The sequence below is a fragment of the Amycolatopsis anabasis genome, from assembly GCF_009765355.1.
GTDB classification, from domain to species: Bacteria; Actinomycetota; Actinomycetes; order Mycobacteriales; family Pseudonocardiaceae; genus Amycolatopsis; species Amycolatopsis anabasis.
This window is the reverse complement of sequence record NZ_VTHK01000040.1, coordinates 45,364-62,921: the sequence shown is the minus strand read 5'-3', so window position 1 is coordinate 62,921 and position 17,558 is coordinate 45,364. Positions and strand designations below refer to the sequence as shown.

The window sequence follows — 17,558 nt, the reverse complement described above, 5'->3', positions numbered from 1 at the left end:
TCGATGGTGCTGCATCCTGAAGCGCAGGCGGTGATCGCCGCCAGTGCGGCGGCCGGGGCGATGGAACCGGGCGAGTTGACCCCGGCGGAAATGCGCGAGCAGTTCGCGCGGACCTGGCGGCTGCCGGACAATGCCGAGCCGGTCGGGAACCGGTTCGAGCAGGCGATTCCGGGACCGGGCGGGGAACTGTGGATCCGGGTCTACCAGCCCGCGGGCGCGGGACCGTTTCCCGCGCTGGTGTGGTTCCACGGCGGTGGCTGGGTGATCGGCTCGCTGGACGAGAACGAGGCCACCTGCCGGGCGCTGTGCCGCCGGGCGGGCGCGGTCGTGGTCTCGGTGGACTACCGGCTGGCTCCCGAACACCGGTTCCCGGCGGCCGCCGAGGACGCCTATGCCGCGGTGTGCTGGGTCGCCGCGCACGGCAGCGAACTCGGCGTGGACCCGCGCCGGATCGCGGTGGGCGGGGAGAGCGCGGGGGGCAACCTCGCGACCGTGGCGGCGCTGATGGCGCGCGACCAGAACGGGCCCGCGCTCGCGTTGCAGTTGCTGGCCTCGCCGGTGACCGCGCCGCCGAGCGACGAACGACCGTCCTATCGGGACTTCGGCGAGGGCTACTTCCTGAGCCGAGCCAGTATGGACTGGTTCTTCCAGCAGTACCCGCGCGAACCCGCCGACTTGCGGGACCCGTACCTCGCGCCGCTGCTGGCGCCCGATCTCACCGGGCTGCCACCCGCACTCGTGCTGACCGCCGAGTACGACCCGTTGCGCGACGAGGGCGAGGAGTACGCGCACCGGCTGCTGTCGGCCGGGGTGCCCTGCGAACTCGTGCGCTACGACGGGCAGATCCACGGTTTCTTCGCGCTGCTCACCGATCAGCTCAGCATCGCGACGGTCGCGCACGACCGCGCGGCCGCCGCGCTGTGCCGGGCGTTCGGCGTGCGGCACGTCCCGCAAACCACGTGAAGGGAAGGAACATGCAGGTTCCGCACCGCAGGATCGGCACCCGGGGCCCGGACGTGTCCGTGCTGTCCCTGGGGTCCTGGCACACCTACGACCGCATGCGGTTCGCCGACGCCGTGGCGATGATCCGGTACGCGGTCGACCACGGGATCAACTTCTTCGACGTCGGGTACTACGGCGGGTTCTCGATCGACGGCACACCGGTGCCGGAGTCGTTCACCGATGTGCTCTTCGGCCGGATCGTGCAGGCGGCCGGGCTCGCCCGTGCGGACTTCCTGCTCTCGGCGAAGTTGTGGGTGAACAACTATCCGGACCAATCCTTCGGCGAACAATTGGACGAGTTGTTCCTCCGAGTGGGTGTCGACCGCGCCGATTTCGCGATTCTCGGTGACATCGTGGATTCGCGACCAGATTTCCCGCGCCTGGTCCGCGACCTCGCCGCGCTGATCGACGAGGGCAGGCTGGGCGGGTGGGGCGTGAACAACTGGTCGTGCGCCGACATTCGCGCGGCGTACCTCGCGGCGGAGGCGGCGGGGGTGCCCGGGCCGCAGTTGGCCCAGCTCAAGTACAGCGTGGTCCGCCGGTCCATTGCGGACGGTGAGCCGTTCCGGAAACTGGTCGCCGAAACCGGGATCACGCTGGAGGCATCGGATGTCCTGGAGGGCGGCATGCTCGCCGGAAACCTCCGGCCGGACCGGATGATCGGCAAGGACCCGGGCGGTATCCGGGGCGGAATCGCTGATGCGGCAAGGAAACTCGGCGAGATCGCGAAGTCGTTCGACGCCACGCCCGCGCAGCTGGCGATCGCGTTCTGCCTCGGTCATCCGACCACGACGACGGTGCTGTTCGGCGCCAGCCGGTTGGCCCAGGTGGAGGAAAACATTGGCGCGCTGAACCTACTCGAGCGTAGTGGCGAGGAAATCCGTGCTGCCGTGGCGGATTTGTGGCTGGACCGCGAGGTGGTGGATCCCAGCGGTGTCCGGTGACCTTGACCACTTTCTAGTAGGGAGGTAGGTTCACGAGTCCATTAATTGCTCGGTGTCAGCGGATGCCCTGAGGAGCGGCGATGGAGCCTTCGAGCGTGGCCGCCGCTGTGCGGATCGGTTACGCCATGGGCACCGCCGCCGAGGTCGAATGGGAGGAGATGTTCGCGGCACTGGCCGACGCGATCCCGGAGATCTGCGCGGTGCAGGTGACCGGCTGGGACCCGATCGCGCGCCGGTTCGTGGTGGTCGCCGAACGCGGCTACCGGAGGTCGATCTCGCAGGACCTGGCCGAGGGGCTGCCGCGGACCCGGTGGGGCGTGCAGCTGTTCGCGTCGCGAAAACCGTTGCTGATGGACGATATGCCGCAACATTTCCGGGCGTCGCCGCATTACCGGGAAATGTTGCGGCCCGCGGGGTTCGAGGACGGGTTGTCGGCGACGCTACGAGCGGACGGCCGCCGGGTCGGCATGCTGCACCTGAACGCCCCGGTGCGGCGGGCGTTCGACGAAGAGGCGCGGGAGTTCGTCGCCCAGGTGGGCCCCGCGCTCGCCCGCCGGGTGGACCCGTTGCGCTGCCCGCCGCTGGACGCGTGGTTCGGCCCCGAATGGACGGCGAGCCGGATCGTGCCCGGCGGGGAACCGCTCGCGCTCACCGGCCGCCACCCCAGCCCGCTCGCCGATGATCCCCGGATCGTCGAACTGGCGGTGGCCTTCCGGCGGCTTTCGGTGGGCTCGCTGGCTTTCCTGTGGCCGGGTGATATCGGGTGGCATCGAGCGATGCTGCTGCACATCGTGGACACCAACCGGACCGGGGTGGTGGTGGCCAGCACCCCGTTCGCCAACGAACTGGGCCTCACCGGCCGCGAAGTCGAAGTCGCCACCGGCATCGTCGCCGGCCTGAGCAACCAGGCGATCGCCGACGAACTCGTGGTCAGCCGCCGGACCGTGGAAACCTACGTGGAACGCCTGCTGTCCAAACTGGACTGTTCTTCTCGAGGCGAAGCCGCCGGCGTCGCCGTCCGCGCCGGTCTGGTCCGCCCGAGCCCCGGTGGCGGCGTGGGCGACCTCCCCCGCCTGACCCGAGGCGCCCACACCACCTGGCCCCCATAACCACCCACCCCGCATCCCCGTCGCCGAGTTTCACGCTCGGGCAAGTGAAATACACACTCAGGCAAGCGAATTACACACTCGGGACCACCTCGCGGGGTCCCACACGGACAACTCGCGTCCCTGAGTGTGCAACTCGCGTGCCCGAACGTGTAACTCGCGTGCCTGAGTGTGCGACTCGCGGCGGCGGGGCTGGAATGGAGCGGCTCGGTTCAGCAGCGCCGGAGCATGTCGGTGAGCGCCTTCTTCTCGGCGTCGGTGATCGACAGCCGGTAGTAGTGCTTGACCTGGATCCAGTCGGTCGCGTAGCGGCACCAGTACGACACCAGCGGGGGTTTCCACTGGTCCGGCGCCTTGTCCGACTTCTCCTGGTTCACGTTGTCGGTCACCACGTGCAACTGCGGCCGGACCAGATCGTTCGCGAACTCCTGGCGGCGTTCCTGGCGCCACGAACTCGCGCCGCTGACCCAGCTCTGCGCGAGCGGGACCATATGATCAATGTCCACATCGGACGGTTTGGTCCAGGTTTCCCCGTCGTACGGGCTGGTCCACGTGCCGGACGTGGGAGAGCAGTCGGAACCCGCGCGCACATCCTTGCCATCGCGTTTGAGCACCGTCTCGCGGGTGTTGCAGTGCTGGCCCTGTTCGCTCCAGTGCGGGTACTTCTCCCGCGAGTAGCCGGCCATGGATCCCCGTGGCGCCACGGTCAGCTCGGCGAGCTGGTGCTGGGCGTCCCCGGAACCCGGTGCCGCGGGCGGCCCCTCGGCTCCCGAGACCGCGCACCCGGACACCACGATCGCGCAGCTCAGCAGCGCCGCCCTGATCCCCCAAGAAGGCATCGAACCTCGTTTCGCTCGCGACGGACCGGCAGCGGGGAGTCTCTCACGCGAGCGGCACGGAAAACGGCAACGACACCGAGGGGTCGGTGGAGTTCTCCGATCACGCCCGTCAGGGCTTGCGGGCGACCCCGCCGACCATGATCCGGTCGGCGTCGGCCAGCGGCTCGAGGCGGGGGCCCTCCGGCCACCAGTCCCGCACCGGGACGACACCCGGGTCGAACAGCTCGAGGCCGTCGAAGAACCGTTCGATGGCCTCGCGGCGGCGGAACCGGCAGCCGTGTTCGGTGGCCAGGTACAGCCGCCGCTCGAGTTCGGTGGCCAGTTCCTCGGCCGTGCCGCCGTCGCCGGGGTCGTGCAGGTGCGACAACGCGATGCAGGAACCCGGCGCGAGCGCGTCGACGTACCGGGCCACGGCCTCGTGCGGTCCGGCCGCGTCCGGGATGTAATGCATGCTGCTGTGCAGGATCACCCCGATCGGCCGGGTGAAGTCGAGGTGATCGGTGACCGAAGGATCGCTGAGCACCCCGACCGGATCGGCGATGTCTCCCTCGGCCACGTACACGCCGTAGTTCTCGGCGAGCAGCGCCCGGGCCTGCGCCAGGATCATCGGGTCGCTGTCCACGTAGACGACGGAGGTGCCCGGCCGCAGGCGCTGGGCGATGTGGTGGGTGTTCTCCCGGTGCGGGAGCCCGATGCCGAGGTGCAGGTACTGGTCGAGGCCGACGTCGCGGGCCAGGAAGCGCAGGGCGCGCAGCAGCCAGTTGTGCAACTGCCGGATGGCCGCGGGAGCCTCCGCCGCCAGTTCGGTCACCTGCCGGCAGAGCGCCCGGTCCACCGCGTAGTTGTCCTTGCCGCCGAGGAAGGCGTCGTAGAGACGGACGAAGCTCGCCTTGTCCGTGTCGATCTCGACGACCTGGCGTTCGGGCGGAGCGATGAAACTGTTCGGCAAGCCGGGCTCCACGGGGTCGGGTGGCGGATCGATCGCCAGCCGGATGGCTGAGCGAGCGGTGGGCGCACGCGGTTTTCGTCACTGAGTGCGCAAAGCATAGGGGAGTGCGGCGCTGGAAGAATTCACCGAAAGAGTGATTGTGGTCGTGGCTCGCCGCTGCCAGGGGCGCCGGAGGGGCGTCCGCTCGCCCGCGTGGGGGAGGAAGCTCGCGCGTCCCGAAATTGATCATGCGTACATTGGCGAAACTCGAGTCACCCGATTGGGAAATGTATGCCGTGTGGTTACCTGTGCCCGCGATCAATGCTTATTTCCGGGAGAAGTCCGCATGACCATCGTGGATTCATCCGCCCGTGCCGGATTGCTCACCAAACGGCTCCTCGTGGTGGTATCGCATGCCGTCGAGCGGGCCGCGATGACGCGGTCCGGCGAACCGGCGGTCGTCATGGCGCTCTTCCAGCGGCTGCCCTACTTCGAAAAGGAACGCGAGGTCTACGCCGAGATCGCGCAGCGGGCCCAGGCGACCCTGGTGGGCGTGGTGGAACGCACGCGGCCGGACCTGCCGCCGGGCGTCACCCCGATCCTGCTGCGCCCCGACGAGGAACTCGCCCGGGAATGGTCGGTGGTCGTGCTGACGCGGGCGTTCGGGGCATTCGTGGTCGCGCAGGATCTCGACCAGGTCGAGGGCCAGGAACTCGCCCCGGAACCCGGCCGCGTGTTCCACGGCCGGTGGGGATTCCGCCGGGAGGAGGCCTACGCCGAGGCGGCGCGACTGCGCGACGCGTTCGGCGAGCGGATGCCCCCGCCGGTCCGCGCGGCCGTCGACGCGGTGCTCGGCGGGGCGCACGGCGCGCCCGCGGTCGAGGTCGAACTGCGGGCCGAAGCCGCGATGCGCGATCTCGCCGAGAATCTCGTTCGCCACCAGCTGGATTCGGCCCGGCTGCACGAACGAACCGAGCACGAGCGCGGTGAGCGGCGCGATCCCTCGACCGGCCTCTACACGCTGGATTCGCTGCGGACCTGGCTGGGCCGCACGGCGCCCGGCACCCTGCCGGTCGGGCTGACGCTGGTCCGGATCGAGGAGCTGAGCCGGGTGGCCGAGGAGCACGGCCAGCGGATCGGCCTGCACGTCGAGCACAACGTCGCCGGGCTCCTGCGCGCCGATCTGCGGCCGGTGGACCGGGCGGTGCGGCTGACGAAGAACGAATTCCTCATGGTGCAGCCCGCGGTGTCCGAGACGACCCTGGCCGAAACCGGGGACCGCGTGGTCAAGGGGTTGCGCGCGATGCGCGATCGCCCGCCGTTCGTCGGCCTGTCCGGCCGGATCAGCCGGCTGGTCACCCGCGAACGGCCGCTGCCGCTGCACCGGCTGCGGGCCGCGATCGCGCAGCACGCGAACCAGTTCGCCGGGAAGATCTCCGGCGAACTGACCCTCGGGGCCGATCGCTAGGCGCGCAGCGCGTTCACGGTGACGGTCAGGACCTCCGGATCACCCGCCTGCACGGCGCCGCTGAAATCCGGGCCGGGCGACACGTCGTCGTACGGGAACGCGTAGCCCCGGTTGTCCGGCAGTTTCGCGTGCACGATCCGGGCGTAGTGGTTGGTGACGTCGTTGCGGTAGAACTTCGCCGGATCCTCGCCGGTCGGCTGGTTCGGGTTGTCCAGCAGCGTGGTCCGGTTCAGCGCGGCGGCCAGCCGGGGAATGATGCTCTTGCGGGCGTCCGAGTCGCCGTCGCGGATCGCGAAGGGGCCGCTGTCGCAGCTCCACACGTCCGCGGTCACCGGTTTCCCGAAGCTCTCCCCGTTGCCGAAGGTCAGCTTGCCGTCCCCGCCGACGCGGCCGGTGAACTTCCCGAGGCCCGGGTTCTGCGAATCGACGATGAGGTCCTGCCCGGCGTACTTCTTCCACACCTGGTCGATGTAGCCGTCGAGGTAGCCCTGGAACCGGTCGGCCCGGTGGTGCGGGCTCACCGCCCGGAGGTTGCGGCCGCCGTCGGCCTGGATCAGCTCGCCCCAGCTCCCGCCCTGCGCCTTCAGTTCGGCGCAGATCGGATCGAGGGACCCCGCGGGCAGGCCCGGTACGGACTGCTCGCCGGACGAGGTGGTGGTCAGGCGCAGGCCGAGCGGCGTGGCGACGAAATCGACGTAACTGATGTTCGCGAACAGTTGCGCGTCGTTGAACGTGAACTCGCAGAACGTCCAGTTCTTCCGGTAGTTCGCGTCGCCGGAGTTGAGGAAACTCGGATGCACCAGAGACGGGCCCGGGTTGAGGAACAGGTCGAGCTTTTCCCCGGTGCTGACGTAGATCCGCGCGCCGGCCATCCTGGGCACCGGGAACTGCTTTCCGGAACTCAACGGAATGGCGCAATCCTCGGGCAGCGGAGTCATTTCCTTCGCGGGCGAGGCGGGGTGGTACGGCGTTCCGTCGGCCTTGAGCAGCACCAGCTTGCCGTCCGGGGTGGTGCCGGTGACGTAGGCGAACGCGGTCTCCGCGCCGGACTTGTCGTCGAAGCTCAGTCTGAAGGTTTCCGGCGTGGCCGCGGCCGCCGCCGGGGTCAGTCCGCGGGCCCAGAACGGGCTGGTCAACGCCACCGCGGAAGCTCCGAGAAAGGATCGCCGGGAAATCACTGCCATTCCTCCCGAGGTCGTCCGGTGCTGACGCTCGGGCAAGTTAGTGAGGGTTTGTCGAGGGCGTCAACAAATTCGGTGGATCCTGACGTGTTTTGTCATTCCCGTTCCCAGTCGCCGCGCCGGTCCCGGGCGTACACCGAGACGTGGCCGGTGCTCGTCGCGCCGAACGGCCCCCGTTCCCAGCCCGACCAGCGGTGCGCCCGGGACAATCCGGCCAGCCGAGCCATCAGGTCGAGTTCGGCGGGCCAGATGAAGCGTTCGGGAACGGGCAGCACTCGCCGGTGTCCCCGGGCGAGCAGGACGACGGTGGTGTCGAGTCGCTGGGTCGCGACGTCCGCACGCGTGGTGGTGATGGCGACGCTCCCGTCCTCGTACGTGCGGACGTCGTTCTTGTTCCCGGCGGCGAGCAGGGCGCAGTGGGGTGCCGAAGCCTCCACGACCAGGCTGCCCGACGGGGCGAGGACGCGCCCGATCGCGCGGACGCAGTTCAGCTGCGCCTCCTGCTCGGTCAGCTGGAACAGCGTGTTGCAGCTGAGGTAGGCGAGGGCGAAACCGCCGGGCGGGGCATGCGGGCCGAGATCGATCGTGGCCGCGTCCGCGACGACCACGCTGATCCGCTGGCCGGTGAGCTTGCCGGTCAGCCGTTCGGCCATCCGCGCCGAGGATTCGACGGCCGTGACCTCGATTCCGCGCTCCGCCAAGGGAATCGTCAACCGCCCGGTGCCCGGTCCGATCTCCAGCGCCGGTCCGCCCGCGGCGAGTTCGGCGAGGACCTCGACGGCCGGTCCGGTGTCGTCCAGATCGCCGAACCAGTCGTCGTAGATGTCCGCCCAGGCCTGCCCGTACCTGCCCGCGTCCGCTTCGTCCGCCATGGCGATCAGTGCTCTGTCCGGCGATCGAACTCGCTCATCGCTACAGGATGGCGGGTCGGTCAACCGCCCCGTGGGCGTCAATCGTTTCCTCCATTCGGCCACTTGTGGAAAATATCTTGCCTGAGCAGAGTGTCGACATGGTGCGGCGCTGGGTTCGGTGGCTGGTGGTCCTGATCGGTCTCGCGGTCGTCACACCGGCGCCGCCCGCGGTGGCGAACGGTGGCCCGGAGCCCGCGTTCGCGGCTCCCGTGGTGCCGGGGCAGGCCGCGGCCGTGCCGGACTGGCGGCTGCGGTCGTCGGCCGGACTGAACGCCGGTGGAGACGCGATCTCGACGCCGGGGTTCGCCGACCGCGACTGGCCGCGCGTACCGGCCCGGTCCACGGTGATGGCCGGGCTGATCGCCGCGGGCCGGTATCCGGACCTGAACTACTCGACGAACCTGCGCGACGCGGTCGACCCCGCGGACTTCGCCGTCCCGTGGTGGTACCGCCGGGAGGTGGTCGCCGCGCCGGTCCCCGGCCGGCACCTGTTCCTGCGCTTCGACGGCGGGGTCATCGCCCGCGGCGAGATCTGGTTCAACGGCACGAAACTCGCCGGTGCGGACCAGGTCGCCGGGGCGTACCCGCGGCAGGAGTTCGACGTCACCGCGCTGGTGCGGCCCGGCCGCAACGCGCTCGCCGTCCAGGCGAGTCCCGCGGACCCGTTCCGCGACCTCACGGTGAGCTTCCTGGACTGGAGCCCGCCCGCCCCGGACAACAACATGGGCATCTGGCGGGACGTCGAACTCGCCGCGGCGAACGAGGTTTCCGTGCTCGATCCCCGCGTGCTGCCCGAACTCGAACTCCCCGGGCTCGGCCGGGCCGCGCTGACCGTCAAGGCCGAACTCCGCAACAACACCGATCGGCCGGTCACCGCGACCGTGCGCGGCCGGATCGACCGCATCTCCTTCCAGCGCCGGGTTTCGCTGGCGCCCCGGCAGACCGCGACCGCGGTGTTCGCCCCGGCGGAATACCCGCAGCTCACGGTGCACCGGCCGAAGGTGTGGTGGCCCGCGCAGTTCGGCGGGCAGCCGCGGTACGAGCTGTCGCTGGACGCGACCGTGGGCACGCGGATCAGCGATCGGGCCGTCCGGAAGTTCGGGATTCGCGATGTGCGCAGCGAACTCACCCCGCAGGGATATCGCCGCTTCCTGGTCAACGGCAAACCGTTCGGGGTGCGCGGCGGGGGCTGGGCTTCGGATCTGTTCCTGCGGACGCGGCCCGGCCGTCTCGCCGATGAACTGGCCTACGTCCGGGACCTCGGGCTGAACACGATCCGCATGGAGGGAAAGGCGGAGGACCGCGAACTGCTCGAGCTGGCCGACCGGCTCGGCATCATGCTGCTGCCCGGCTGGGAGTGCTGCACGAAATGGGAGGCCTGGGCGAAGAAGAACGCACCGCATCCGTGGACCGAGGAGGACTCCCGCGTCGCGGCCGCGTCCGGGCTCGCCGAAGCGCGGCGGCTGGTGAACAGCCCGAGCGTGCTGGGTTTCTTCATCGGCAGCGACAACTACGCGACCGCCGAGATCGAGAAGCTCTACCTGGACGCGTTCGCCCGGGCCGACTTCCGGGTGCCGGTGCTGCCCTCGGCCGCGCGGCGCCCCGCGAGCACGCCGCCACCGCCGGTGCTCGGCGAGGCCGGGATGAAGATGGACGGTCCCTACTGGTGGGAGCCGCCGAGCTACTGGTACGACAAGCGGCTCGGCGGGAACTACGGGTTCGCCTCCGAGGTCGGCCCGGGACCGGCGATCCCGGAACTCGACAGCCTGCGGAAGTTCCTCACCGACGCCGAGATCGACGACCTCTGGCGTAAACCGGACCAGCCGCACTACCACCTGGCGAAGAAGGAGGTCTTCTCGAAGCTGACCGACTTCAGCCGCGCCATCGAGAACCGGTACGGGCCGGTGCGGGACCGGGCGGACTTCCTGCGCAAGGCCCAGCTCGCCAACTACGAGGCCAACCGCGCGCAGTTCGAGGCGTACGGCCGGGACTTCACCGATCCGGCGAACCCGTCGACCGGGGTCATCTACTGGATGCTGAACAACGCGTGGCCGACCCTGTACTGGCACCTGTTCGACCACACCCTGGGCACCGGCGGTTCCTACTTCGGCACCAAGACCGCGCTGCGGCCGATCCACGTGCAGTACTCCTACGACGACCATTCGGTCGCGGTGGTCAACACCGGGCTCGCCGAGCGGGCCGGGCTCACGGTCGAGGCCACCCAGTTCGACGTGGCCGGGCGGGTGCTCACGACGGCGACCGGACCGGCGAAGGTGCCGGGCAACGCGGCGGCCCGGGCGTTCACCACGCCCCGGCCCGCCGGGGTGAGCGGCGCCTACTTCCTGCGGCTGGTGCTGCGCGACGCGACCGGGTCCGTGCTCGACCGCAACGTCTACGCGCTGTCCGCGACGGACGACGTGGTGGACCACAACGCGGCCACCTGGTGGCATTCCCCGGCCGTGGCCTACGCGGACATGCGGAACCTGCAGGATCTTCCGCCCGCCGAAGTGTCTACTTCGGACGTCCGGTCGACGGTCCGCGGCGACCGGGTGCGGACCGAGGTGACGCTGCGGAACACCTCGGCCACCTCGGCCGCGGGATTCTTCCTGCGCGCGAGCCTGCGCAAGGGACCCGGCGGCGAGCAGCTCACACCCGCGTTGTGGAGCGACAACTACGTCACGCTGTGGCCGGGGGAGCAGATCACGCTGACCGCCGACTACCGCCTCGCCGACCTCGGCGGCGCGACGCCGCACATCCAGATCAGCGGCTGGAACGCCGCGCAACGCGAGGTCGCGGCGCCGGTCCGCTAGGGCCGGTCCGGCCGGCGCTCGAAAACCGGTGGAGCAGCGCCGCTGTGCGCCAATACCATGCTGCCGGACCAAGTCGCCCAGGCAAGGACGTGCCGTTGTACATCCGGTGAGATCTCCCGAGCGCTGATTTGTCGCGCGTCGCGCCTCTGCGCCGCGCTCCTTTTTGCTGCGGACTTCTCACGGAAACCGGTGTACTTCTGTGCTCAACAACTGGGTGGTCGTGCCCACCTGCCTGCCGCTCGTTCGCCGCCGCTGCCACGTGTGCGCCTCCGAGCGCTTCCGGGCAAGCGGCAAATTCCGCGTCAACGCGAACCACAAGCTCATCGACGCCTGGCTCCTCGCGCTCTGTACCGCTTGCGGGGAAACCACGAAGCTCACGGTCCTGGAGCGGGTGAACGTGCGCTCCGTACGACCCGAACTGCTGGACCGGCTGCATGACAACGATCCCGGCCTGGCAGCCGAGCTGCTCCAGGATCCGGTCGTGCGGCGCCGCAATCGCATCGCCCTCGACTGGGACGACGCCTGGCGCCTCGACACCGGCGGAACGGATCACCTGGACCGCGAGGTGATCGACGTCTCGGTCCGCTTCGCGGCGCGGATCCCGGTCCGGCCGGTGCGACTGATCGCTGAAGGTTGCGCCCTTCCGCGGGCCGAGGTCGAGAGACTGCTCACGGAGGGGAAACTCGTGTCGGCGGTCCGGCTGAGCGGCAAGCTCTCCGGCGACTTCACCTTCACGCTCAAGCGTTGAGGCTTCCCCGGACCGGGGGGTCACTTGGTGGGCAGTCCGTGCTTCTTGCCGAGTTTCGCGCCGTACTCCTTGTCCCAGTTGCCGTCCGCCGGGTTCGCGTGGTAAGTCGATTGCCAGCGGCCCTTGTCGCTGTCCCACTGGGTGGTGATGTCGTAGGTGATGCCGTCTTCCTGCGGAACCTTCTTGTAGTCGTTGACGATTTGGTTCGCGCGCGCGTCTTCCGCCGCCTTCAGCTCCTGCGCCGCCTGCTGCTCCGCCCGCTTGGCTTCCTGGTACTGGTTGGCGAGGTCGTCGCGTTCCCGGGTGACGGCATCCACCCGCTCCTGCGCGGCCTGCTTGTTCTCGGGCGACGCGTTCTTGAGCTCCTTCTTGGCGTCCACGAGCTCTTGCTGCTTGGCCTGGCCCTCGTACTGGAGTTCCTGACGCCGTTCGGCGTGTTCGTCGAGAGTGGACTTCTTGTGGGCGATGTCGGCGTCGATCCGGCCGGGCGTGCCCTCCTTGGTCTGCTTCGCCACCTGCGGCGCGAAGTACTTCTCGTGCCACTCGCCGTTGACATAGGACGGGAACTTGGTGCCGGAACCGCCGGTGTACTTGGGCAGGCCGAAGATCGAGTTGCCCTGCTGGTGCTTGCCCTGGTGGGAGTCCACCTGCACGTCGACCCCGTCGTGCGTGCCGAGGGAATGGGTGTGCGAACTCGCCGACGTCTCGCCCTTGCTGCCGCCGGGGACCTTCCCGGCGTCACCGCCGCCGCCCGGGGTGTCCTGCGTGGCCTTGCCCTTGCCTTTCTTCTTGTCGCAGACGAGGCCGAGCGGGTCGCTCATGGCGAACGGGTTGTCGACGTAGGCGACCGGGTTCGGCGCGGGGCCCAGCCCGAGGGGATCCTGGCTGAAGTAACGACCGGTGGCCGGATCGTAGTAGCGGTAGACGTTGTAGTGCAGCCCCGATTCGGCGTCGGCGTACTGACCGGGGAACCGCAGCGGGGTGGCCGCCGGACCGGTTTCCCGTCCCCACAGTCCCGCGTTCTGGCGCCAGACGAGCGATCCCGCGGGATCGAGCAGGTCGGTGGGCCTGCCGAGCAGGTCGGTGACGATGACGAAGAACCGTTCGTCCACAGTGGACGAGCGCTCCACCTGGACGACCGGGCGGTCGTCCCCGGGAACGTACTCCCACGTGGTGACGTGGCGGGTGCCGTGCTCGTCGGTGCGCACCTGTTCGGCCAGCACCGCGCCGCTCCAGGTGAACTCGTGGGTTTCGGCGACCACGCGCGCCCCCGACGGCGACGAGGTCATGCGCTGCTTGGCGATGCGGCGGCCCAGCGGGTCGTACCGGTAGTGCCACTGGTCGCCCTCGGGGGTGGCGAGCGCGATCAGCCGGTCGTGCCCGTCCCACACGTACCGCCACACCCGGCCGCGGTCGTGGCGGGCGGTCACGCGCCCCTGCTGGTCGTACTCGAAGGTGACGGCGCCGGCCGCGAGCAGCCGGTTGTTCGCGTACCGGCGCGCACCCGCGCTCGGCACCGCCCCGGGCTCGTGGGCGTCCACCACGTTGCCGGCGGGGTCGTAGCGGTAGTGCTCGCTCCCGCGCGGGGCGTGCAGTTCGACGACGCGGCCGACGGCGTCCAGCACGAGCCGGGTCGGCCCCGCCTGGTCGTCGATGCCGGTGAGCAGGCCGTCGTGGCGGTAGGTGAACCGGCGCTGCCACGGCTGTGCCGTGCCGCGCACGGACTGGCCCACCAGATTGTCGTCGGCGTCGAACTCGTGGGAAATCGTGAAGCGGCCGTCGACGGTGCGGGTGGTCTCCCGCCCGCCGGTGTCGTGCCCGAAGCGCAGGGTGTGCCCGGCGATGGTGAGCGAAACGGGCACCCCCGCCGGGTCGAGGGTCCACACACTGTCCACTCCGGACGGTGTCCGCCGCCGGATGGTGCCGTCCGCGTCGCGGGTGTAGCTCAGCGTCCGGCCGTCGACGGACTCGCTGAGGGTGGCGCCGGCGGCGTCGTAGCCGATGCTGAGTTCGACATCGGCGAGGGAGGCGGTCGACAGGCGGCCGAGCGGGTCGTAGGTGTAGCGCGTGGTGCCGGTGGCGCCGCGCCGCTCGATCACGTTGCCGAGCACGTCGTGGCGGTACTCGGTCTCCTCACCGGCCCCGTTCGACGACCAGACGAGCCGCCCCGCGCGGTCGTAGGCGAAGCGCAGCGTGCGGCCGTCGAAGTCCGTCTCCTGGACCAGCCGCCCGGCGGCGTCGTAGCGGTAGGTCCACCGCAGCCCGAGCGGATTGGTCACCGCCACCAGCCGCAGTTCGGTGTCGTAGGCGTACTCGGTCCGCGCGCCCGACTCGTCGATCGTCGCGGTGAGCAGCCCGAACGGCCCGTACTCGCGCTTCGTCGCGAAACCCGCGCCGTTGACGTGCTCGAGCTCGTTGCCCTCCGGGTCGTACCGGCGGGTCTCGCGCACGCCGGACGGCTGGACGCGCTGCCGTTCCCGCCCCTCGACGGTCCAGGCGAGCCCCACCGGCTGCCGCGACCGGTTCAGCACCGACCGGGCCCGCCCGAACAGGTCCCGGTCCCGCGGCTCTTCGGGCTGCCCGCCTTGCCCGGTCATCCGGTCGGACCGGAACGGCGCCGAGATCCCCAGCGGTTCCTCGAACGGGTCCGGCGCCTCGTCCCGCGGGTAGAACCGGGTCAGCACGGTGCCGTCGCCCGCGTCCGCCTCGACGGTGAGGCCGTCGGGGCCGTCGGTGACGCGCAGCACCGAACCGTCCGGCCGGACCACCGACTCGAGCACGCCCCGCTCGTCGTAGCCGAACGAGGTGGTCGACCCGAGCGCGTCGGTGCGGGCCAGCAGCCGGTCGTAGCGGTCCCAGGCGTAGGCCGTGACGTTGCCGAGCGCATCGACCCGGCGGGTCAGCTGCTTCGCTTCGGTGAAGTGGTACTCGGTGGTGGCGCCGAGCGAATCGGTGTAGACGGTGATCAGGCGTTCGCGGTCGTAGGCGAAGGAACCGCTGAAGAACCCGTCGGGGCCGAGGGTGCGGACGCAGCGCCCGTGGTTGTCGTACGTGTACCGGTACCAGGTGCCGGTCCGGTCGCGCCAGCCGGTCATCCGGCCGTCGTCGTCGTAGTCGTAGTGCGCGGCCTGCCCCGAGGAGTTGACGACCTCGACCAGGCGTCCCCGCTCGTCGTAGCCGAACTTCGCCACCGGAACGGTTTCGCCCGCGCCGACGACCTCGACCCCGACGATCCGGTCCCGGTCGGTGGTCAGCCGGACGACCCGGCCGTCACCGTGCCGCAGCGCGGACGGGGCCCCCGAGCGGTCGTACTCGACCTCGATCCGGTCGGCCTCGACGTTCTCCACCGCGACCAGGGGGAGGACGCCCCGGCGCGACCCCGCCACCCGGTCGAAGAACAGGCTCTGCCCGAACTGCGGATCGTCGAGGCGGTAACCCGGCCCGACCGGCGTCAGGGACAGCCGGGGGCCTTCCAGCGGCAGCGCCGTCCCGGCGGCCAGGGGATACACCAGGGTCATGCCGTCGGCCGAGAAGTACCGCACGTTCTCCTCGTCCACCTCGAGCCGCTGGTCCACAGTGGACGACCAGTTCGCGCCGAACCAGCGCCCCGCCCGGTACGACGACACGTGCGTGCGTTCCAGCACCAGCCCGAGCCGCCCGGCCAGCGACAGGTCGGTCTCGGTCGCCACGACCTCGCCGGTCAGCACGTCGACCGGGTCCGACTCGCACCACCGGTTTTCCTTGCGGGTCGAGTCGCCGCGGGGACCGCTTCGCTCGTTCGGCGGCGGCGTCTTCGAGTTCCCGGAGGGCTTGCCGCCGCCGCCCGGGCTCTTGGGAATGGGCGGACCGCCCGGGGTGGCGTCGGGGGAGCCGTGCGATCCCGGGGACCCGTTGCCGTCGCCGATCCTGGGCGGCGGGCCGACCTCCGGCCCCTGGTCGGCCGACGACGCCTTGGTCGAATCGCCCTTGCCTTCCTTGGGGACGTCGACGTCCTTCGGGCCCTTGGGCAGGTCGTTGACCTTGCCGTTCGGCTTGGGGGCGCCCGATTTGAGGTTCTTCAGCGCCTTCCCGGCGTCGGCGAACAGGTCACCCGCTCGTTTGAGCAGCGGCACCAGGGCCTTGAGCGCCTTGACCAGCTTCTTGGTGATGTTGGCGATCTGGCTCGCGGTCTTGACCACCGCGCTGATCACCTGCGGGACGACCCAGGCGAGGCCGATGCCGAGGGTGGCGATCACCTGCAGCGCCCAGCTGATCAGGTGCCCGACCAGCTCGGCGATGATGTCGCGCACCAGCGTCCGCACCGCGGCCACGACCTCGCCCGCGGTCTGCACCCCGCTGGAGGCGCCGTCGGCGCCCTGCTGCGCCGCGGTGATCAGGTTCGCCGTGTCGGCCGAGCGCTCCCGGTAGGCATCCCCCGCGGCGCCCGTCCAGTTCGCGGTGTCCGCCTTGGTCATCGACGTGAGGTCGGTGCCGACCTCGCCGAGCTCCTTGGCGACGTTCTTCCACGTCTCGGCGTGCGCCTTGATCTGGTCGGGATCACCGGCCAGGCCGTCGAGCGCCTCCTTCAACGGGCCGACGTGCTCCATCAGCCAGCCGACACCCGCGGCGAGGATCGCTCCGAAGGGATCCATCGCGGCGCCCAGGGCGTCGAGCGCGGTGCCGACCGCGCCGAGCGCGACCGAGGCCCAGTCGCCGCTTTCGATCGCGGACTTGAGGTCGTTCGCCGACTCCAGGAGCGAAACACCCGAATACGACTGGGTGGAATCCTTGGTCTCCGCGACGAGCGGGTTCACCACGGGTTGTTCTCCTCGTCGTCCTCGGCGGCGGGGGGCCGGGTGGCGCCGGAAGGCGTGCCCGGATCGGCGGCCGGGGTCTCGGGTTCGGCCGGCGGTTCCTCCTCGGCGTCCGGATCGGGGAACCGCGAGCGCAGCTCGCCGAGCATCAGCGACCGGGTCTGCTGGTCCTCGTCGCCGAGCTGCTCGGCCAGCACCTCGGCGACCTGGTCGGCGATGCCCGCCTGCGCGCGGCGCATGGTGTCCAGGATCTTGCCGGAGAGTTCTTCGAGCGGAATGGTGCGCGCGCGGTCGCCGAAGGACAGATCCGTGACACTGCCGTCGGAACGCACGGTCACCCGCACCGCGCCGTCCGGGCTGGTCGAGGTCAGCCGGATTTCCGCGGTGCGTTGCTGGACGGCCTGGTAGCGCTGGGCCTTGTCGGCGAACTGCTGTGCCCACGCGTCGATGCGCGCTTCCGCCTGATCCGGATCGCGCATCAGGTCGCCGAATCCGCCTGCCGTCGTCATACCCGTCCCTCTGCCGCCGCGAAGGGCGCCTTGTTCGTGTTTTCCTCGTTGTCGTAACTGGTCGCCGCCGAGCGGATCGCGTCCGCGTTGGTGGACACGCCTTCCGCCGCCGCGTCGAGCGCTTCCCGCGCCTTCTGCTCCATCGGGTTGATGATCGGCGGCAGGAAGGCGCAGAGCAGCCCGTAGGCGTCGTCGGCCATGCTCACCGTCTTGGCCGCGGACGCCGCGGTGTGCAACCGGTCGACCAGGCCGTCGAGATGGCTGCCGTGCGCCCGCAGCTCCTCCGGCGTGACCTCGTACGCGTCGGCGGACATGGTTC

General features: G+C 70.3%; 13 protein-coding genes. 6 read left to right on the top strand and 7 right to left on the bottom strand.

Annotated elements, in window-relative coordinates; all coding sequences use genetic code 11:
* The first annotated feature begins 3 nt into the window (after nt 1–3).
* The 3 genes from FXO23_RS36830 (at nt 4) to FXO23_RS36820 (ending at nt 3,055) form a co-directional block, all read left to right on the top strand.
* Nucleotides 4–963: an alpha/beta hydrolase gene (locus FXO23_RS36830; protein ID WP_158890993.1), complete on the top strand. Its 960-nt coding sequence runs from the start codon at nt 4–6 to the stop codon at nt 961–963.
* An 11-nt stretch (nt 964–974) separates the two neighbouring features.
* Nucleotides 975–1,946, top strand: a complete 972-nt coding sequence (locus tag FXO23_RS36825; protein WP_158890991.1) for an aldo/keto reductase — start codon at nt 975–977, stop codon at nt 1,944–1,946.
* Nucleotides 1,947–2,026: 80 nt separating this feature from the next.
* On the top strand, nt 2,027–3,055 hold the full coding sequence (locus FXO23_RS36820; RefSeq protein WP_158890989.1) for a LuxR C-terminal-related transcriptional regulator: 1,029 nt from the start codon (nt 2,027–2,029) through the stop codon (nt 3,053–3,055).
* Between the two features lie 209 nt (nt 3,056–3,264).
* Here FXO23_RS36820 and FXO23_RS36815 read toward each other — a convergent pair whose 3' ends face one another.
* On the bottom strand, nt 3,265–3,891 hold the full coding sequence (locus FXO23_RS36815) for an HNH endonuclease family protein (protein ID WP_158890987.1): 627 nt from the start codon (nt 3,889–3,891) through the stop codon (nt 3,265–3,267).
* Between the two features lie 109 nt (nt 3,892–4,000).
* Entirely contained in the window at nt 4,001–4,840 is an 840-nt protein-coding gene (locus FXO23_RS36810) for an SAM-dependent methyltransferase (protein WP_158890985.1), read from the bottom strand.
* A 325-nt stretch (nt 4,841–5,165) separates the two neighbouring features.
* Between FXO23_RS36810 and FXO23_RS36805 the strand changes: the two genes are divergently transcribed.
* Nucleotides 5,166–6,287, top strand: coding sequence for a DICT sensory domain-containing protein (locus FXO23_RS36805; RefSeq protein ID WP_158890983.1), 1,122 nt, complete (start codon nt 5,166–5,168; stop codon nt 6,285–6,287).
* On the opposite strand, the gene FXO23_RS36800 is transcribed toward FXO23_RS36805, so the two are convergent.
* Nucleotides 6,284–7,471, bottom strand: a complete 1,188-nt coding sequence (locus FXO23_RS36800; RefSeq protein ID WP_425484940.1) for a glycoside hydrolase family 64 protein — start codon at nt 7,469–7,471, stop codon at nt 6,284–6,286. The genes FXO23_RS36805 and FXO23_RS36800 overlap by 4 nt on opposite strands.
* Nucleotides 7,472–7,563: 92 nt before the next feature.
* Nucleotides 7,564–8,340: a class I SAM-dependent methyltransferase gene (locus tag FXO23_RS36795; RefSeq protein WP_158890981.1), complete on the bottom strand. Its 777-nt coding sequence runs from the start codon at nt 8,338–8,340 to the stop codon at nt 7,564–7,566.
* 116 nt (nt 8,341–8,456) lie between these two features.
* On the opposite strand from FXO23_RS36795, the gene FXO23_RS36790 reads away from it, so the two are divergent.
* Together FXO23_RS36790 and FXO23_RS36785 are read left to right on the top strand one after the other, a co-directional pair.
* Nucleotides 8,457–11,189: a glycoside hydrolase family 2 protein gene (locus tag FXO23_RS36790; protein ID WP_158890979.1), complete on the top strand. Its 2,733-nt coding sequence runs from the start codon at nt 8,457–8,459 to the stop codon at nt 11,187–11,189.
* Nucleotides 11,190–11,403: 214 nt separating this feature from the next.
* Nucleotides 11,404–11,937, top strand: coding sequence for a DUF1062 domain-containing protein (locus FXO23_RS36785; protein WP_246258241.1), 534 nt, complete (start codon nt 11,404–11,406; stop codon nt 11,935–11,937).
* A gap of 20 nt (nt 11,938–11,957) precedes the next feature.
* Here FXO23_RS36785 and FXO23_RS36780 read toward each other — a convergent pair whose 3' ends face one another.
* The 3 genes from FXO23_RS36780 to FXO23_RS36770 are packed head-to-tail and all read right to left on the bottom strand — an operon-like array spanning nt 11,958 to nt 17,553.
* On the bottom strand, nt 11,958–16,733 hold the full coding sequence (locus FXO23_RS36780; protein ID WP_158890975.1) for a DUF6531 domain-containing protein: 4,776 nt from the start codon (nt 16,731–16,733) through the stop codon (nt 11,958–11,960).
* On the bottom strand, nt 16,727–17,239 hold the full coding sequence (locus tag FXO23_RS36775) for a YbaB/EbfC family nucleoid-associated protein (RefSeq protein ID WP_158890974.1): 513 nt from the start codon (nt 17,237–17,239) through the stop codon (nt 16,727–16,729). The genes FXO23_RS36780 and FXO23_RS36775 overlap by 7 nt, the downstream gene beginning before the upstream one ends.
* Nucleotides 17,236–17,553 carry a type VII secretion target gene (locus FXO23_RS36770; RefSeq protein ID WP_158890972.1) on the bottom strand — a complete coding sequence of 106 codons (318 nt, stop codon included), beginning with the start codon at nt 17,551–17,553 and terminating at the stop codon, nt 17,236–17,238. Before FXO23_RS36770 ends, FXO23_RS36775 begins: the two co-directional genes overlap by 4 nt.
* Nucleotides 17,554–17,558: the final 5 nt, after the last annotated feature.

Coding starts and splice junctions, on each gene's coding strand:
- FXO23_RS36830 (WP_158890993.1), top strand. CDS start 4: ATGGTGCTGCATCCTGAAGCGCAGGCGGTGATCGCCGCCAGTGCGGCG.
- FXO23_RS36825 (WP_158890991.1), top strand. CDS start 975: ATGCAGGTTCCGCACCGCAGGATCGGCACCCGGGGCCCGGACGTGTCC.
- FXO23_RS36820 (WP_158890989.1), top strand. CDS start 2,027: ATGGAGCCTTCGAGCGTGGCCGCCGCTGTGCGGATCGGTTACGCCATG.
- FXO23_RS36815 (WP_158890987.1), bottom strand. CDS start 3,891: ATGCCTTCTTGGGGGATCAGGGCGGCGCTGCTGAGCTGCGCGATCGTG.
- FXO23_RS36805 (WP_158890983.1), top strand. CDS start 5,166: ATGACCATCGTGGATTCATCCGCCCGTGCCGGATTGCTCACCAAACGG.
- FXO23_RS36800 (WP_425484940.1), bottom strand. CDS start 7,471: ATGGCAGTGATTTCCCGGCGATCCTTTCTCGGAGCTTCCGCGGTGGCG.
- FXO23_RS36795 (WP_158890981.1), bottom strand. CDS start 8,340: ATGGCGGACGAAGCGGACGCGGGCAGGTACGGGCAGGCCTGGGCGGAC.
- FXO23_RS36775 (WP_158890974.1), bottom strand. CDS start 17,239: ATGACGACGGCAGGCGGATTCGGCGACCTGATGCGCGATCCGGATCAG.
- FXO23_RS36770 (WP_158890972.1), bottom strand. CDS start 17,553: ATGTCCGCCGACGCGTACGAGGTCACGCCGGAGGAGCTGCGGGCGCAC.